The sequence below is a fragment of the Pontibacter chinhatensis genome (assembly GCF_900113285.1).
In the GTDB taxonomy this organism is placed as follows: Bacteria; Bacteroidota; Bacteroidia; order Cytophagales; family Hymenobacteraceae; genus Pontibacter; species Pontibacter chinhatensis.
The window spans coordinates 198,718-213,046 of the sequence record NZ_FOOT01000004.1; the positions used below are offsets into that span (position 1 = coordinate 198,718).

Here is a 14,329-nt window from a genome sequence, read left to right on the forward strand (position 1 = left end):
GCTGGCTAATTTTAGAAGATTGTAATAAAAAAGCCGGCCCGAAGTGGCCGGCTTTCTGTTAAGCTGCTCCCGAAGGATTAAGTTATTTCTGCAGTACGAGTCGCTTTGTCTCCACGGTCTTGCCGTTTACCAGCAGGCTGTAGAAGTACACACCGGACGGCAGGCTAGACAAATCCAAATCGACGCGCGCTCTCTCGGACGGGGCTACCTCCTGCACGGCCAGCACCTTGCCTATGGTGTTGGAGATGCGGATTTTGTAGTTGTCGTTGCCGGGAAGCGTCAGCGCCAGCCTGGTAAAACCGCGCGATGGGTTTGGATAGGCGTTGATGGATGGCAGCGTTGACTTGATGTCATTGCCTGGGGCAAAAGCGGCCAAGGTAATGTTGGCATACATGCTCTTGCTCTGCTTTTTTTCTACCACATGGAACACCTGGCTCACTGCCGAAGCATATATTTTAGAGCAGGTATGGTCTTCCTTGTCCACAAAGTCAGGGCGGGCATTATTGGCAGAGACTGGCAGGCTGGCTGCCTTCTCAGGCATCAGCTTCCAGAGGGTGTTGCCGCCTTTATAGGTTGGAGTAACCCCCGCAAAGCTCACCAGGTGGGAGCTTACAAGGGTTGTCACTAATATCAGTTTAGTAAAAATTCTCATACAGTATCATCTTAGGAATTATAGTTTAGTCACTACAATTCCGATTTTTCAAATCAAAGATAGCCTAAAAAGCCAAATCTGTAAATTAAATTTAAAAAATATTTGTAAACGCTTTCCTTTCGGTTACAACAATTACACACGGGCCAGCTTTCACAAAAATTGTTCCTTTTTATACTTCAGGAACCTGTGTCAGCTCAAAAAAATATGAGGGGCACAAGGGAGGTGAAAGTATAAAGTATGAGAAGTATAAAAGCAGGAGGCAAAACCTCCCGTGCAGGCACAGTGGCGGCCGTTTTAGCCGAGCTTATATCACATGGGCAATTTCCTTCAGGTCGAAATACCGCAGCTCCTGCCCTATCTGCACGGCCAGCCTACCAGCCTCATCCACGCCCTGTATCTGCCCCTGCACCTGCTCGCTGCCAATTTTAAAAGGGTGCACTTCCTGGTAGCGGTACAAGCCCTGTAGGTACTCATACTTCAGGCGGGCGGTGTGGCCGCCGCGCAGCTGCAGGTAGCGCTTCTCCAGCAATTCGAGCAGGCGGACGGTTAATTTCTCCAGATCCAAAGTATGGCCGCATACGTTAGCCACAGAGGTTGCCGTTGAAGATGCAAAGTGCGTTTGGTTCACATTTAGGCCAATCCCGATGATACTGTGTTGCAAAGCCTGACTATTTACAGTGTTTTCTATCAGAATCCCGCCAAGTTTCTTATCTTCAAAAAATAAATCGTTCGGCCACTTAACACGTGCCTGCTGCAAGCCTTGCTCGAGCAACAGGTCGAGTACAGCCAGCGACACGGCCATGTTGAGGTAGAACTGCTGGCGCGCAGCCAGAAACGAGGGTGACAGAATTACAGAGAGGGTGATGTTCTGGCCCGGTTCCGCCTCCCAGGAGTTGCCCCGTTGCCCCCGCCCCTGCGTCTGCCGGTGCGTAACCACGGCACAGCCCTCTGTGGCTTCATTTTTGATAAGAAGCTGCTGAGCCTCTGAGTTAGTGGATGCACAGCTAGCGATAAAAAGCAGCTGTTGGCCTACAAACAGCGTATTAGGCAACATATAATTAGAGGAGAATTTAATACTTTTGTACATCAAATTTAAAGAGCACAAATGAAAGAAACCAAGGTTGAGGCTACTTCCGACATATTGGCAGAGCTGGTAGTGAAGGGCATGCAGGAGAAGAAAGCTTCCGATATTGTAGTGATGGACCTTAAATCACTTAAAAACGCTGTATCAGATTACTTCGTAATAGCATCCGCAAGCTCCGACACGCAACTTGATGCGATTGCCTCTTCCATAGAGGAAGAAATATACAAGGCGACTGGCCAGCATCCGTGGCAAACAGAGGGCCGCATTAACAAAGAGTGGGTGCTGCTGGATTATGTGGACGTAGTAGCACATGTTTTCCTGAAAGAGAAGCGAGAATTCTACGCGCTGGAGGAGCTTTGGGGCGACGCCAAGTTCAAGCACGTAGAGTCTGTCTAAAAACACATCGGGCGTGGCCTAAACTTTTGTAGCCACCCCCTTGTTACCCATACAATCGATATCTAACTATCAATGGCAGAAAAGAATAACAATAAAGGCAACAACAAGAAGAAAAAGCCTATCATCCCGAACACGCCTCCGCGCCCTACTATGCAGCTGTGGATGCTGGCCGTGCTGATACTGCTGATCTTCGGACTAACCTACCTAAACAAGAGCAACTCCTCCAGAGAAACCACCCAGCGCGACTTTGAGGAGATGCTGCTGAGCGGTGATGTGGACAAACTCACCATCGTAAACGGCAAGACCGTGGAAGTGTACCTGGACAGGGAGGCGCTTCAGAACGAAAAGTATAAAACCGAGCTAGGCGACCGTGGCCTGCTTACCATGGAGCAGGGTCCGCATTACCATTTTCAGGTAATTTCGGCTGAGTCTTTTAAAGAAGACCTGGACAAGCTGCAGGAGAACGTGCCGCGCGAGCAGCGCGTGCCGCTTACCCCGGAGACACGCACCGGCTTTGCTGACTTCTTCTTCCAGTGGGGCTTCCTGATCCTGCTGCTGTTTGGTTTCTGGTTCCTGATGCGCCGCGTAACATCCGGTGGCACAGGTGGACAGATCTTCAACATCGGCAAGTCTAAGGCTGCCCTTTTCGATGCTGAGAACAAGGTAAAGATCACGTTTAAGGATGTGGCCGGCCTGGAAGAAGCGAAGGAAGAGGTGCAGGAGATTGTGGAGTTTCTTAAGAACCCGTCTAAATTCACCATACTTGGTGGTAAGATACCAAAAGGCGCTTTGCTGGTAGGCCCTCCGGGAACCGGTAAAACCTTGTTGGCAAAGGCCGTAGCCGGCGAGGCCGACGTTCCGTTCTTCTCCCTGTCGGGTTCCGACTTCGTGGAGATGTTCGTGGGTGTGGGTGCTGCCCGTGTGCGTGACCTGTTCAAGCAGGCCAAGGCCAAAGCGCCTTGTATCATCTTTATCGACGAGATTGACGCTATTGGCCGCCACCGTAGCCGCGGTGCCACGCCAGGCGGTAACGACGAGCGCGAGAACACCCTCAACTCCCTGCTAGTGGAGATGGACGGTTTCGCCACCGACTCTGGCGTAATTATACTTGCCGCCACCAACCGACCTGATACCCTGGACTCTGCCCTGCTGCGCCCTGGCCGTTTCGACCGCCAGATCAGCATCGACAAGCCGGATATCAATGGACGTACCGAAATCTTTAACGTGCACCTTGGCCCGCTTACCCTTGCTCCGGACGTGGACGCAAAGAAACTGGCCGCCCAAACCCCTGGTTTTGCCGGTGCTGAGATTGCGAACGTGTGTAACGAGGCGGCCCTGATAGCTGCCCGCCGCAACAAAAAGGCGGTAGACCAGCAGGATTTCAACGACGCCGTGGACCGCGTAATTGGTGGTCTGGAGAAGAAGAACAAGATTATATCCCCTGAGGAGAAAAAGATTGTAGCCTACCACGAGGCAGGCCACGCCATTGCCGGCTGGTTCCTGGAACATGCCGATCCATTGGTAAAGGTAAGTATCGTGCCGCGCGGTGTAGCCGCACTTGGCTATGCGCAGTACCTGCCGAAAGAGCAGTTCCTGTATACCACCGAGCAGCTGATTGATGAGATGTGCATGGCCCTGGGTGGTCGCGCCGCGGAGGAGATCGTGTTTGGCAAAATCTCGACTGGTGCTTTGAGCGACCTGGAGCGTATCACCAAGATGGCCTACAGCATCGTGACGATGTATGGCATGAACCCGAAGATTGGCAACGTGTCGTTCTACGACTCCAAGCAGTCTGAGATGACGTTCAGCAAGCCATACTCTGAGGCCACTGCCCAGACCATCGACGAAGAGGTGCGCCTGCTGATAAAGGCTGCCTACGACCGTACCATAGCCTTACTTACTGATAAAAGCCGTGAGCTGGAGGTAGTGGCACAGGAGCTGCTGGAGAAAGAAATCCTATTCCAGAGCGACCTGGAGCGCCTGGTTGGCAAACGTCCGTTTGATACCCTGACTACCTATCAGGCCCATACGGCAGGCACCGACCGCAGCCAGACAAAGAGCGAGGTAGAGCAGCAGCACCCGGTAGAGTTTGGCCAGACAGAGCACCCGGAGCAAGAGCAGGGCAGCGTGCCAGGTACCCCTATCGGGAATAACGGCAGCCCTACTGCTGAACACGATAACGTAAACTCGAAAACAGCTTGATTTAAACAGGCATGTACGAAGCAAAATCGAAAGAAATTGTATTAAGAAGAGTGAGAGAGGCGCTGGCTAAGTCGGCGCCTTTTCTGCCTCCTACCCCAGACTTCTCCTCGCCGCTGCACCAGCAAGTACCGCTGGAGGATATGTCGATAGTCTTTGCGGAGAACTTCATCAAAAACGCGGGTGTGTTTGTGTACTGCGAGAACGAGGAGGATTTCTTTGACCAGCTCTATGTGTACAAGCAAGAGCAGCAGCTGCAGCACCTCTACGTATGGGAGCCCAACCTGCAAAAAGCCATTTACCAGGCAGGAATTGACTTTGTGGCCGATGAGGAAAACTTTGTGCCAGGGGCAGATGCCGGTCTTACCACCTGCGAGGCACTCATTACCCGCACCGGAAGTATACTGGTGAGCTCGGCCAACGCCGGCGGCCGCCGTTTGAGCGTCTACCCCACCACGCACCTGGTCATCGCCAAGGCCAGCCAGCTGGTTCCGGACATCAAAGATGGCCTGCAGCGCGTGCGCGACAAGTATAAAGAAAACTTCCCGTCTATGGTATCGCTGGTGAGTGGCCCCAGCCGCACCGCCGACATCGAGAAAACCCTTGTGATGGGCGCCCATGGCCCAAAGCAGCTAGTCTTATTCCTGATTGATGACCTTCCGCATTAACGAGTTAGCGCCAGGCAAAAAAGTATACTTCGCTTCTGATTTCCATTTGGGTGTGCCTGATGCCAAGAGCAGCCTGGCCCGCGAGAAGAAAATAGTGCGCTGGCTGGAGATGGCCAGACAGGACGCCGCCGCCATACTTTTGCTCGGCGATATCTTCGATTTCTGGTTTGAGTATAAACACGCCATCCCGAAGGGCTACGTGCGCCTGCAGGGTAAGCTGGCAGAGCTGACGGACGCTGGTCTACCAGTGCTGTTTTTCACGGGAAACCATGACATGTGGATGTTCGACTACTTTCCAAAGGAGCTCAACATTCCCATCATCCGGGAGCCCATCTCCACCCACATCGGCGGCAAGTCCTTTTACATTGGCCACGGCGATGGCCTCGGCCCCGGTGACCATACTTACAAAGTACTCAAGAAGGTGTTTGACAACAGGATGTGCCAGTGGCTCTTTGCCCGCATCCATCCCAACACCGGCATAGGAATTGCTAATGCATGGTCGAGACGGAGCCGCATCAGCAATGTGGAGAAAGACGAGAAGTTTTTTGGCGAGCGGGAGTGGCTGGTGCAGTATAGCCAGGAAGTGGAACAGCGGCAGCACCACGATTACTACGTGTTCGGCCACCGCCACCTGCCCCTGGAGATGCCCATCGGCGACAATGCTCTGTATGTGAACCTGGGTGAATGGGTAAACTTCTACACTTATGGTGTGTATGACGGAAATAAACTGGAACTGAAGACCTTTGAAGACTAGGAGAACTATACTTATACTTTGGCTGGCGCTGCTAACGCCACTGCTGGCGCAGGCGCAGGATACCCTGCTGGCGCCCATACTTTCCTTTAGCCATCGTATCAACATCAGTTCCCCCACCTCCATCTCCCAAGACCGCAACGGGAACATCTACCTACTGGACGAGCGGCAGAACCTGCTGCGCCTCAACCCGGCCGGTCAGCCTGTGGATACCTACTCCCCGCCCGCCCGTGGCCGCATCAGCAGCATCCACGCCTGGAACCCGATGAAGATTATGCTCTTTTATGAGGGAAGCCAGGAAATCACCTTGCTGGACCGCTTTCTGCGCCCCATCAGCACCACCGGCCTGCTGAACCTGCAGTACGAAGGCACTGCCAAAGTAGCTGCTCCCGCTGGTGACCTCGGTTACTGGCTCTTTGATGAAACAAGGCTGTCGCTAGGCAAGCTGGACCCCAGCACACGGCAGTTGTCCGTAGAAACCCCACTGAACCTGCTACTGAGCCAGGAGCAGTTTGATGTGCGCCAGCTGCGCGAGTACCAGAACCTGGTGTACCTGCTCGATTACAACAGCGGCATCCTTATCTTCGACAATCTGGGCAACTATAAAAAGAGGCTTCCCATTGACGGCTTACAACACATCGGCTTCCGCAACAACGAGTTATACTATGTAAAGGAGGGCAAGCTATACTTCCTCGACTTGTACTCCACGAAGGAGCGTGTGCTGGAGCTACCGCAGGAGCAGGCGTATACTTCTGCTTTGGCAGGCGACAAGCAATTGTTCCTGTTCACCAAGAACGCGGTGGACGTATACTTTCTGGAGTAACTTACTTTTCGCCGGAGAACACCTTCAGCCCCACCACACCGGCAATAATCAACAGGATGCAGATAATGCGGATAAAGTCGCGGGGCTCGTTGAGGAAGAAGATGCCCAAAATAGCCGTGCCTGCCGCCCCGATTCCGGTCCAGATGGCGTAGGCTGTTCCCAGCGGCAGCGTTTTCATGGCCTGGGCCAGCAGGATGAAGCTCAGGATCATCACCACGACGGTTACCACGCTCACGCCTATTTTGGTAAACCCCTCGCTATACTTCAGCCCGAAAGCCCAGCCAATCTCGCAAATGCCGGCCAGGATCAGGTAAAACCATGCCATGTTCATAGGTAATTCCTTTTTTAGTTAAGCCGCAAAGGTACGTAATTAACCCGTTTCTATACTTTCTCAGGGATAGGCATCAGCATTTCGTGCTGCTTTAGGAGCAGGTTTATGTCGCGGCCCTGCAGAAAAGAGATCATACTTTGGGCAGTGTCTTCAACGTTGATAAACATTAGCGATGGCGCTTCTACCTGCTGCATTGCCGCCCGCAGCAGCGCTGTGCCAATGCCTTTTCCGCGCCACTCCCGGCTTACGGCCAGTTGCGCCACCGCCCCATTCTTCCGGAAAACTGAGATGTAGCCAACCACTTCCCCGCTTGCGGCGCGGGCTTCCAGTGTTCTGTCCTGGTTTATACTTCTGTTCAGGGAGGCAATGCTGTTCTGCCAGGTCGGCTGAACGTCCCAAAAGCGAGAGAGGGCAGCAAAATCCGGTTGTGTCGCCTCAAGGATGTTGATCCCGGCAGGAGGAGAGGCTTCTTGAAGCAAGTCCTGTTTCAGCGCCCGGAAGCAGCTAAGGGTGCGGGTGATGTAAAAGCCAATTTTCTCATACGTTTTGAGCGCTGGCACATTTCCCTCAATCACCTCCAGCAGGCATTGCCTCACTCCTTTCTCACGCAACTTTGGCAGCAGGAAGGCATACATTTGCTGCGTCAGGCCCTGCCCTCTATACGTTGGCACCACGCCTGTGCCAGCATTGTATGCTGTTGGCATACCCTGCCAATCGCCTAAGGCCGTCAATATAAACCCCGCCATTTCCTCTCCGTCAAAGGCCGCCACGCAAAACTCCGGCACAATCCCCTCCCGCTCCACCTTGTCCCTCAACTGCTCCTCGCTCAGCTGCACCGGCACCACATAGTCGGCAAAAGCTTTCAGAAAAGTCGCGCGCACCTGCGGCAGGTCCTGCGGGGTAAGGAAGGAGAGGCGGAGGTTGGGCATATTATTTTTATACTAGTTATGATTAGATGTACAGCGGCAGAAGAAGAAAATGCCCATATGCTCTCATCTTAGTATGACTTCACTCTTATTGCCTTCACTAAACAACACTAACACTTCTCCAAAAGGCTGCTGGTAAATCATTTAAAGTGGAAGCATACTTTGCATCATACTTTGAAATTAAACTTGCGAACGAGTATACTTCCCTCCCACATAGCGAAGCATAAATGGCAACAGAACTGACAAATACATAAAACGTAAGCTCTTTCAATTCCACATTACCCGCCAAGAGTTCTAAACATACATCCTGTGGAATCTCAGTGATATTTATGCGACTTTCAAACGATTTAAATAGTTCATCATAAAACCGATACACACTTGGCTGTAAAAGCTGTTCAGGGTGATATTTAACCCAAAGCTCTGACACATTATTCTGTACTATCCGTTCTAGGCTTTCTTCCATTGCCGCTCTCATAGCCTCCTTTGATAATAAACCACTTTCCACACTAGCATCGAGCACTAGTATATGCTTGTATGGGTTACATTTTTCTGTATTATTAAAGGGCAAAGACAGCAGCTCTTTCCTAGGAAAAAACGGGAAAGAATAATCAGAAAGGCCATAAACTCTGGTATAACTGGAATCGAAGAATCGAATGGGGAAAGACAACCTCCCAAAGAAGTTTATCCATTTCAGTACATCATACCGCCAAGTTGACATTCCTGTAGGAAACAGTTCGTTATTAACTTTATCTAATGGCAGATACGATACAACGCCCTCTTCTATAAGGCTAAAACCAGAGCATTGCTTATGAGACATGAACAATCTAATAAAGTCCATGCTAGTTTGATGCGTGTATAGATGATAACTCTCTTCTTGCACCAGTTGTTGAATGAGCGAATCAAACTCTTGTAACTTCTTCCATCCCTTCCAGAACTTCTTCTCAACGGCAAACGAATTAACAGGCCGCTGCGTGAACTTAATATGGATTTGCTTTATAGGCAGGGTTGATATATTTGAAACAAAGCCTCTACCAAGCATAAATACACAGTCCTCAGAATTCAACTTGTTGAGGCCTATTACCTGAAGACTAGTTAAAAATGTAATATGACTATGAATATAGAATAAATGCTTCATTAGGGACTAGCAGCTTTCTTCTTCAAAATTATACCAGACACTACTCCAATAAGCCCCAAGACTGTACTTGTAACTATTTTGTAGTTTATACTAGAATCGGACATATAGTAAGCAAGTAACAAGGCAATAACTGTTAAAATAAACCAGAAAAAAGGATAAAAATTAACAGGAACAGATTGCCTGAACTCTTGAATAAAGTACCCGGCATATCCCATATACATAAAACATACAAATGTGGTGAACGCAGCTGCCTCATATCCAAACCATGGTATAAATACTAAATTAAGAACCACATTAGATAATCCCGCAACTAAAGAAATACGCCATAACTTACCAGTATACTCACGGAGCGTTAACCAATTGACAACCGCTAAATACATAGGCCGGAAGTTATAAGCCATTAAGATAATGATAGCCAGGGGGTAGGCCTGCTGTAAAACCACGTTTTGAATCAAGAGCTCAAAAATCTCTTTCATCCAAATACAAATGGCCGTAGTTGTTACTAAAAACAATATTTGTAAGGCGAAAGTTAAACGTCTAACTTGATAAGCCGCATCTATAGAGTTATTTTGAGCATATAGACTCATGTAAAACGGAGATGACGCTTGTACGATGGCCCCACTTACAGTCATATAGTAAGATCCGAAGTTTGAAGCTAAGTTATAATTCCCTATCTGCTTGATTGGCATACCTAACCAATTAAGCATTAATTTATCAGAAGTATCCAGCACAAAAAAGGAAAGTTGGTGTGGTACTACTGGCAAGGATATTCGTAACCAGCTTTTCCACTTATTGCGGTTCAGTTTTAGAATGGGCCATAACTCCTCCTTAAGATAAATGCTGTTGAAATTTATTGCGAAGCCAGTGAATGCTGCTATGAAACTAGCGTAAAACCACCCCATATAGCCTAGTTGCAAGAAGGCTATAGTATAAACATTAAAGCCAACGCTGACAACACCTACAATAAGTGAGCGCACTGCTACAGTAAGAGGCCGTTGAGAAAGTTGATAAAATAGATTGGTTTGTAATTCTGTTCCTGCAAATAACATTACAGGCAAACAGTTTAAGACAATTATCGCCCATTTGTTCTCCCCCGCCTCGTTAGGTATTCCTAGACACAAAACGGATGCAAGCGCCACACCAAACACAAACGACCAAACGCTCATTAATCCCCCTACCTGCCGCCATACCCATTTATACCTCGTCGGGTGCTTTACAAATGCATTTACCATCACTACACTCAGCCCCAGCGATTGCACCATCCCCAGTGCCGTTACATAAGCCGTTACCACACCCGCCACGCCGTAGTCGGTGGTGGTGAGGTAAGGGGTGATAATAGGTAGGGCCAGCACTCCGGCCACGCGCGGTAATTGCGCAGCCAGCCCGTAAATCGCCGCATGAGAGAGTAACTTCCGAAGCATCGGTTAAAATTATACTTTATTTTGCAGTGGGTAGCATTCTGAGACTTTTTTCGTAAATAGCTCCATTACTTTCGGGCGAACGCGGCACCATTGCCCGCGCAGCGTTGTTGCCATACTTGTACTTTTAGGAGGCACAAAAGCAAAAGCCTAAATTTTTAGTATATTTGTTGATTACTGATTTTGAAAACAAGAATTAGCCTAGCTATATAAAGGAGATACAATTGTGGGATGTAGTTCATGTTCTAGTGGCGGATGCAGCACCGGTTCCAAGCCGGGCGGCTGCAAAAGCAACGGCGGGTGCAGCACGGGAGGCTGTAACCGTTTAAACGTCTTCGACTGGCTCAGCGACATGGATATTCCAACGTCGTTTGAGGAGTTCGATATTGTAGAAATAAGATTCAAGGGAGGTCGGAAAGACTTCTTTCGTAATATAAACCGCCTGGACCTGACCACTGGCGACGCCGTGGTTGTGGATGTGCCCAACGGCCATCACATCGGCTTTGTGTCGCTGAAGGGTGAGCTCGTGCGCCTGCAGATGCTAAAAAAGAAAGTGGATAATAATGAGGAAATCCGCAGCATCTACCGCATCGCCACAGAGCGCGACATGGAGAAGTTTAACGAGGCCCGCGACCAGGAAGGCACCACCATGTACCGCAGCCGCGAAATTATTCAGCAGCTTGGGCTGAAGATGAAGCTCTCGGATGTAGAGTACCAGGCCGACAGAAGCAAGGCCACGTTCTACTACTCTGCCGATGACCGCGTAGACTTCCGCGACCTGATCAAGAAGCTGGCAGAAGAGTTCAAGATCCGCATCGAGATGCGCCAGATTAGCCTCCGCCACGAAGCGGGTCGTCTGGGCGGTATCGGCTCCTGCGGCCGCGAACTGTGCTGCTCTACCTGGCTTACGGATTTCAAAAGCGTTTCCACCACAGCGGCGCGTTACCAGAACCTCTCGCTCAACCCGAGCAAACTGAGCGGGCAGTGCGGGCGCCTGAAGTGCTGCCTCAACTATGAGCTGGAAACGTACATGGAGGCCCTGAAGGACATCCCGACCGTGAACCGCCCATTGCAGACACAGCAGGGAGACGCCATTCTTCAGAAAACTGACATCTTTAAACGCATGATGTGGTTTGGCTACAGGGGCGACAACAACTGGTATCCTGTGCCGGTAGAGCGCGTGCAGGAGATACTCGAGCAGAACGCGAAGGGCGTTGTGGTAGAGACCCTGTTGGTGGAGCCGGAAGAAGAGCCGAAGCAAAACGAGTTTGTGTCGCAGGTGGAGGGAAGCCTGGAACGCCTCGACGATAAGTTCAAGTCCAAGAAGAAGAAAAAGAAGAAAAAGAAAAAGCCGGCCAGCGCTGAGCAGGCACAGCCGCAGCAGGAGAAGGTAGCAGAGGCACAGCCGCCGAGAAAGGAAAGACAGGAGCGTCAGCAGGAGCAAGCGCCAGCCACGGGTGAGCAGCAGGAGCAGCGCTCGCGTCGCCAGCGCCCGCCGCGCAACCGCAACAAAAACAAAACGGCCCAGGAAGGCGGTGAGCCACGTGACAATGCGCCGGCGCCAAAAGAGCCACGCGAGCCCAGAGAGCGGCGCGAGAGGCGTGAGCCAAGAGCGGTGCCCCCGGCAGCTGAGGGTGCACCGGATGCAGGTGCCCAGCCACAGCAGGGTGGAGAGCAGAAGCCAAGGAGACGCTCACGCAAGCCTTTTAAAGGCAAAAAACAAGACCAAGGCAATAAACCACCACGCACTGATGCATAAAATAGTATGGATGTGGGCAGCAGCACTCGTGCTGCTGCTCTCCGCCTGCGACCCTGCCCGGGTATATGAGCAGAACATTGACTTGCCGCAAGGCAACTGGCAAATAGACAATGCGCCGGTTTTCGAGTTTGAGATAAAGGATACGACCCAAGTATACGATGTATACTTCAACGTGCGCTACAACCTGAAGTATGATTATTATAACCTATACTTAAGGCACCAGCTCTACGATCCCGATAGCGTACAGGTCTCCTCGAAACTGCATGAGGTGCTGCTGATGGACTCCAAGACGGGCAAACCGCTTGGCAACGGATCCAGCGATATCTATGACCTGCAGGCGCTTGCCCTCGATAACGTAAAGTTTCCTAAACAGGGCATATACAAGCTCCGCCTGACGCAGTACATGCGCCGCGACCCCCTGCCTAATATACTGGCAGTTGGCGTGCGCGTAGCCACCAGCTCAGAAGCCGAGTAAACACTCAAACAATAGCAACAATCGCCCCGGCGCCTATACTTGGCGACGCCGGGGCGATTGTGTTTTTATACCCTTCTTTATACTTACCACCCGCATCCCAATCACGTAAGAGATAGCATCGGCAACTTATAAGCGCCGAACAAAGTAATGCAAAAACACCTGCACTAAAGAACTCCTAACTCGGATGCAAAATACATTAATCATACTTGGGTTTGTTTTCTCCCTTTTTTCCTTTCTTCCCCTTATTTCGTCCCCACTCTGGTGGATACGTGTACTCGATTTCCCTAGACTGCATGTAGCTATTCTGCTCACGCTGGTACTGGTGGCCTATGTCGCCCAGTATGGCGTACAGGATATCGGTGATGGTCTGATGCTGCTGGTATGGGTGGTAGCCTTGGTCAACGAACTGCGCTTTATTATCCACTTTACGCCGATGGTAAAGGTGGAGGCGCTGCGTACTGAACACAAGATACCCGCCAATGCCTTCACGATGATGATCTCCAACGTGCGGATGGTGAACCGGGAATATGACAGGTTTCTAAAGCTTGTACAGGAAGTACACCCCGACATGCTGATTATGAACGAGCCTGACCAGGCCTGGCACGACCACGTGTGCAAAGTGCTCGACAAGCACTACCCCTACTCCATCAAAAAGCCGTTAGATAACACCTACGGCATGCTTTTCTGGAGCAAACTGAAACTGCACGAATCTGAAATCAGGTTTATGGTGGAGGACGACATTCCCTCGTTTTATACTTGCGTAGAGCTGCCCTCCGGCGATAAGTTTAGCCTGTTCACCGTGCACCCGCAGCCACCGCGCCTGATGCTGAACACCGAGACCCGCGAGGCAGAGCTGCTGCTGGTGGCCAAGCAGGCCAAGAAAGTCCCCTACCCTGCCGTGGTGGCCGGCGACCTGAACGACGTGGCTTGGTCTAATACGACGAAGCTGTTTAAGGAGATAAGTGGTTTGATAGACCCGCGCGTGGGCCGGGGCTTTTACAACACTTACAATGCCCACATTCCCATCTTCCGCTACCCCTTGGACCACGTGTTTTATGACCCGGCTTTCCGGCTGGTGAGTTTGCGGCGCCTGCCAGCGTTTGGCTCTGACCACTTTCCGATGCTTGTAACGCTAAACTACGAGCCGCACCGAGAGCACGAACAGGAGCACCCGCAAGCCGACCAGGAAGATAAGCAGGAGGCCAATGAGCTGATACAGGAAGGTTTGGAAAAAGGGGAAGAGCGCAACCAGGAAAAGCAAAACGGGAGCCGCGCCAAATAAAAAACCCGCCCAGGCTAACCTGAGCGGGCAAAAGACTTCTACAATGCCTTGCGGCTATTGACAGCTATACTTAGATTCTCTCTACGTTGATAGCGTTCAGACCTTTTTTACCATCTTTAAGCTCATAAGATACACGGTCGTTCTCACGAACCTCATGCGTCAGACCAGTCTGGTGCACGAAGATGTCCTGATTCGTCTCATCATCAACGATAAAACCGAAACCTTTTGATACGTTGAAGAATTTTACTTTACCTGTCTTCATTAGAATAAATAATTAATAAATATGAGCAAAGGTAAGTATAACTTCCGGATAAGTAACAAGCCTCGGTGTAAATAAACAACAAAAACATCATCAGGTACTTAGCTCTTCCCTACTCCTCCACTACTCCTACCAACCGTTTCAGCACAGTTATACTTTGCTTTGCCACTG

At 50.6% G+C, this 14,329-nt stretch carries 15 protein-coding genes; 8 read left to right on the forward strand and 7 right to left on the reverse strand.

Annotation, left to right across the window (positions count from 1 at the left end; genetic code table 11):
- Positions 1 to 82: 82 nt before the first annotated feature.
- Positions 83 to 625 (reverse strand): T9SS type A sorting domain-containing protein, encoded by a 543-nt coding sequence (locus BM040_RS12855; RefSeq protein WP_245756210.1) that lies wholly within the window; start codon positions 623 to 625, stop codon positions 83 to 85.
- Positions 626 to 956: 331 nt separating this feature from the next.
- On the reverse strand, positions 957 to 1,706 hold the full coding sequence (locus BM040_RS12860) for a biotin--[acetyl-CoA-carboxylase] ligase (protein ID WP_092102879.1): 750 nt from the start codon (positions 1,704 to 1,706) through the stop codon (positions 957 to 959).
- A gap of 51 nt (positions 1,707 to 1,757) precedes the next feature.
- Here BM040_RS12860 and rsfS point away from each other — a divergent pair, with 51 nt between their 5' ends.
- The 5 genes from rsfS (at position 1,758) to BM040_RS12885 (ending at position 6,573) form a co-directional block, all read left to right on the forward strand.
- Positions 1,758 to 2,132 (forward strand): ribosome silencing factor, encoded by a 375-nt coding sequence (gene rsfS, locus BM040_RS12865; RefSeq protein WP_092101979.1) that lies wholly within the window; start codon positions 1,758 to 1,760, stop codon positions 2,130 to 2,132.
- 72 nt (positions 2,133 to 2,204) lie between these two features.
- Positions 2,205 to 4,334: an ATP-dependent zinc metalloprotease FtsH gene (gene ftsH, locus BM040_RS12870; RefSeq protein WP_092101982.1), complete on the forward strand. Its 2,130-nt coding sequence runs from the start codon at positions 2,205 to 2,207 to the stop codon at positions 4,332 to 4,334.
- A gap of 11 nt (positions 4,335 to 4,345) precedes the next feature.
- Positions 4,346 to 4,999, forward strand: a complete 654-nt coding sequence (locus BM040_RS12875; RefSeq protein WP_092101985.1) for a LutC/YkgG family protein — start codon at positions 4,346 to 4,348, stop codon at positions 4,997 to 4,999.
- On the forward strand, positions 4,983 to 5,753 hold the full coding sequence (locus BM040_RS12880) for a UDP-2,3-diacylglucosamine diphosphatase (RefSeq protein ID WP_092101988.1): 771 nt from the start codon (positions 4,983 to 4,985) through the stop codon (positions 5,751 to 5,753). The genes BM040_RS12875 and BM040_RS12880 overlap by 17 nt, the downstream gene beginning before the upstream one ends.
- Positions 5,743 to 6,573: a hypothetical protein gene (locus BM040_RS12885; RefSeq protein ID WP_245756211.1), complete on the forward strand. Its 831-nt coding sequence runs from the start codon at positions 5,743 to 5,745 to the stop codon at positions 6,571 to 6,573. The genes BM040_RS12880 and BM040_RS12885 overlap by 11 nt, the downstream gene beginning before the upstream one ends.
- A gap of 1 nt (position 6,574) precedes the next feature.
- On the opposite strand, the gene BM040_RS12890 is transcribed toward BM040_RS12885, so the two are convergent.
- The 4 genes from BM040_RS12890 to BM040_RS12905 all read right to left on the reverse strand — a co-directional run bounded on the left by BM040_RS12890 (position 6,575) and on the right by BM040_RS12905 (position 10,386).
- Positions 6,575 to 6,904, reverse strand: coding sequence for a DMT family transporter (locus BM040_RS12890; protein ID WP_317040179.1), 330 nt, complete (start codon positions 6,902 to 6,904; stop codon positions 6,575 to 6,577).
- Between the two features lie 50 nt (positions 6,905 to 6,954).
- Positions 6,955 to 7,833, reverse strand: coding sequence for a GNAT family N-acetyltransferase (locus tag BM040_RS12895; protein WP_092101991.1), 879 nt, complete (start codon positions 7,831 to 7,833; stop codon positions 6,955 to 6,957).
- A gap of 97 nt (positions 7,834 to 7,930) precedes the next feature.
- Positions 7,931 to 8,965, reverse strand: a complete 1,035-nt coding sequence (locus tag BM040_RS12900; RefSeq protein ID WP_092101993.1) for a polysialyltransferase family glycosyltransferase — start codon at positions 8,963 to 8,965, stop codon at positions 7,931 to 7,933.
- Positions 8,965 to 10,386, reverse strand: coding sequence for a lipopolysaccharide biosynthesis protein (locus tag BM040_RS12905; protein WP_092101996.1), 1,422 nt, complete (start codon positions 10,384 to 10,386; stop codon positions 8,965 to 8,967). Before BM040_RS12905 ends, BM040_RS12900 begins: the two co-directional genes overlap by 1 nt.
- Before the next feature lie 349 nt (positions 10,387 to 10,735).
- On the opposite strand from BM040_RS12905, the gene ricT reads away from it, so the two are divergent.
- From ricT to BM040_RS12920, 3 genes are all read left to right on the forward strand, one after another.
- Positions 10,736 to 12,142 carry a regulatory iron-sulfur-containing complex subunit RicT gene (gene ricT, locus BM040_RS12910; protein ID WP_092101999.1) on the forward strand — a complete coding sequence of 469 codons (1,407 nt, stop codon included), beginning with the start codon at positions 10,736 to 10,738 and terminating at the stop codon, positions 12,140 to 12,142.
- Entirely contained in the window at positions 12,135 to 12,617 is a 483-nt protein-coding gene (locus BM040_RS12915) for a gliding motility lipoprotein GldH (RefSeq protein WP_092102002.1), read from the forward strand. The genes ricT and BM040_RS12915 overlap by 8 nt, the downstream gene beginning before the upstream one ends.
- Before the next feature lie 184 nt (positions 12,618 to 12,801).
- Entirely contained in the window at positions 12,802 to 13,899 is a 1,098-nt protein-coding gene (locus tag BM040_RS12920) for an endonuclease/exonuclease/phosphatase family protein (protein WP_092102005.1), read from the forward strand.
- A gap of 70 nt (positions 13,900 to 13,969) precedes the next feature.
- Here the strand turns inward: BM040_RS12920 and BM040_RS12925 are convergent, their stop codons facing one another.
- Entirely contained in the window at positions 13,970 to 14,161 is a 192-nt protein-coding gene (locus BM040_RS12925) for a cold-shock protein (RefSeq protein ID WP_092102008.1), read from the reverse strand.
- Positions 14,162 to 14,329: the final 168 nt, after the last annotated feature.

What these genes read in the sequence shown, in the direction of transcription:
- BM040_RS12860 (WP_092102879.1), bottom strand. Translation starts at nt 1,706, where the DNA reads ATGTTGCCTAATACGCTGTTTGTAGGCCAACAGCTGCTTTTTATCGCT.
- rsfS (WP_092101979.1), top strand. Translation starts at nt 1,758, where the DNA reads ATGAAAGAAACCAAGGTTGAGGCTACTTCCGACATATTGGCAGAGCTG.
- ftsH (WP_092101982.1), top strand. Translation starts at nt 2,205, where the DNA reads ATGGCAGAAAAGAATAACAATAAAGGCAACAACAAGAAGAAAAAGCCT.
- BM040_RS12875 (WP_092101985.1), top strand. Translation starts at nt 4,346, where the DNA reads ATGTACGAAGCAAAATCGAAAGAAATTGTATTAAGAAGAGTGAGAGAG.
- BM040_RS12880 (WP_092101988.1), top strand. Translation starts at nt 4,983, where the DNA reads ATGACCTTCCGCATTAACGAGTTAGCGCCAGGCAAAAAAGTATACTTC.
- BM040_RS12890 (WP_317040179.1), bottom strand. Translation starts at nt 6,904, where the DNA reads ATGAACATGGCATGGTTTTACCTGATCCTGGCCGGCATTTGCGAGATT.
- BM040_RS12895 (WP_092101991.1), bottom strand. Translation starts at nt 7,833, where the DNA reads ATGCCCAACCTCCGCCTCTCCTTCCTTACCCCGCAGGACCTGCCGCAG.
- BM040_RS12900 (WP_092101993.1), bottom strand. Translation starts at nt 8,965, where the DNA reads ATGAAGCATTTATTCTATATTCATAGTCATATTACATTTTTAACTAGT.
- BM040_RS12905 (WP_092101996.1), bottom strand. Translation starts at nt 10,386, where the DNA reads ATGCTTCGGAAGTTACTCTCTCATGCGGCGATTTACGGGCTGGCTGCG.
- ricT (WP_092101999.1), top strand. Translation starts at nt 10,736, where the DNA reads ATGGATATTCCAACGTCGTTTGAGGAGTTCGATATTGTAGAAATAAGA.
- BM040_RS12915 (WP_092102002.1), top strand. Translation starts at nt 12,135, where the DNA reads ATGCATAAAATAGTATGGATGTGGGCAGCAGCACTCGTGCTGCTGCTC.
- BM040_RS12920 (WP_092102005.1), top strand. Translation starts at nt 12,802, where the DNA reads ATGCAAAATACATTAATCATACTTGGGTTTGTTTTCTCCCTTTTTTCC.
- BM040_RS12925 (WP_092102008.1), bottom strand. Translation starts at nt 14,161, where the DNA reads ATGAAGACAGGTAAAGTAAAATTCTTCAACGTATCAAAAGGTTTCGGT.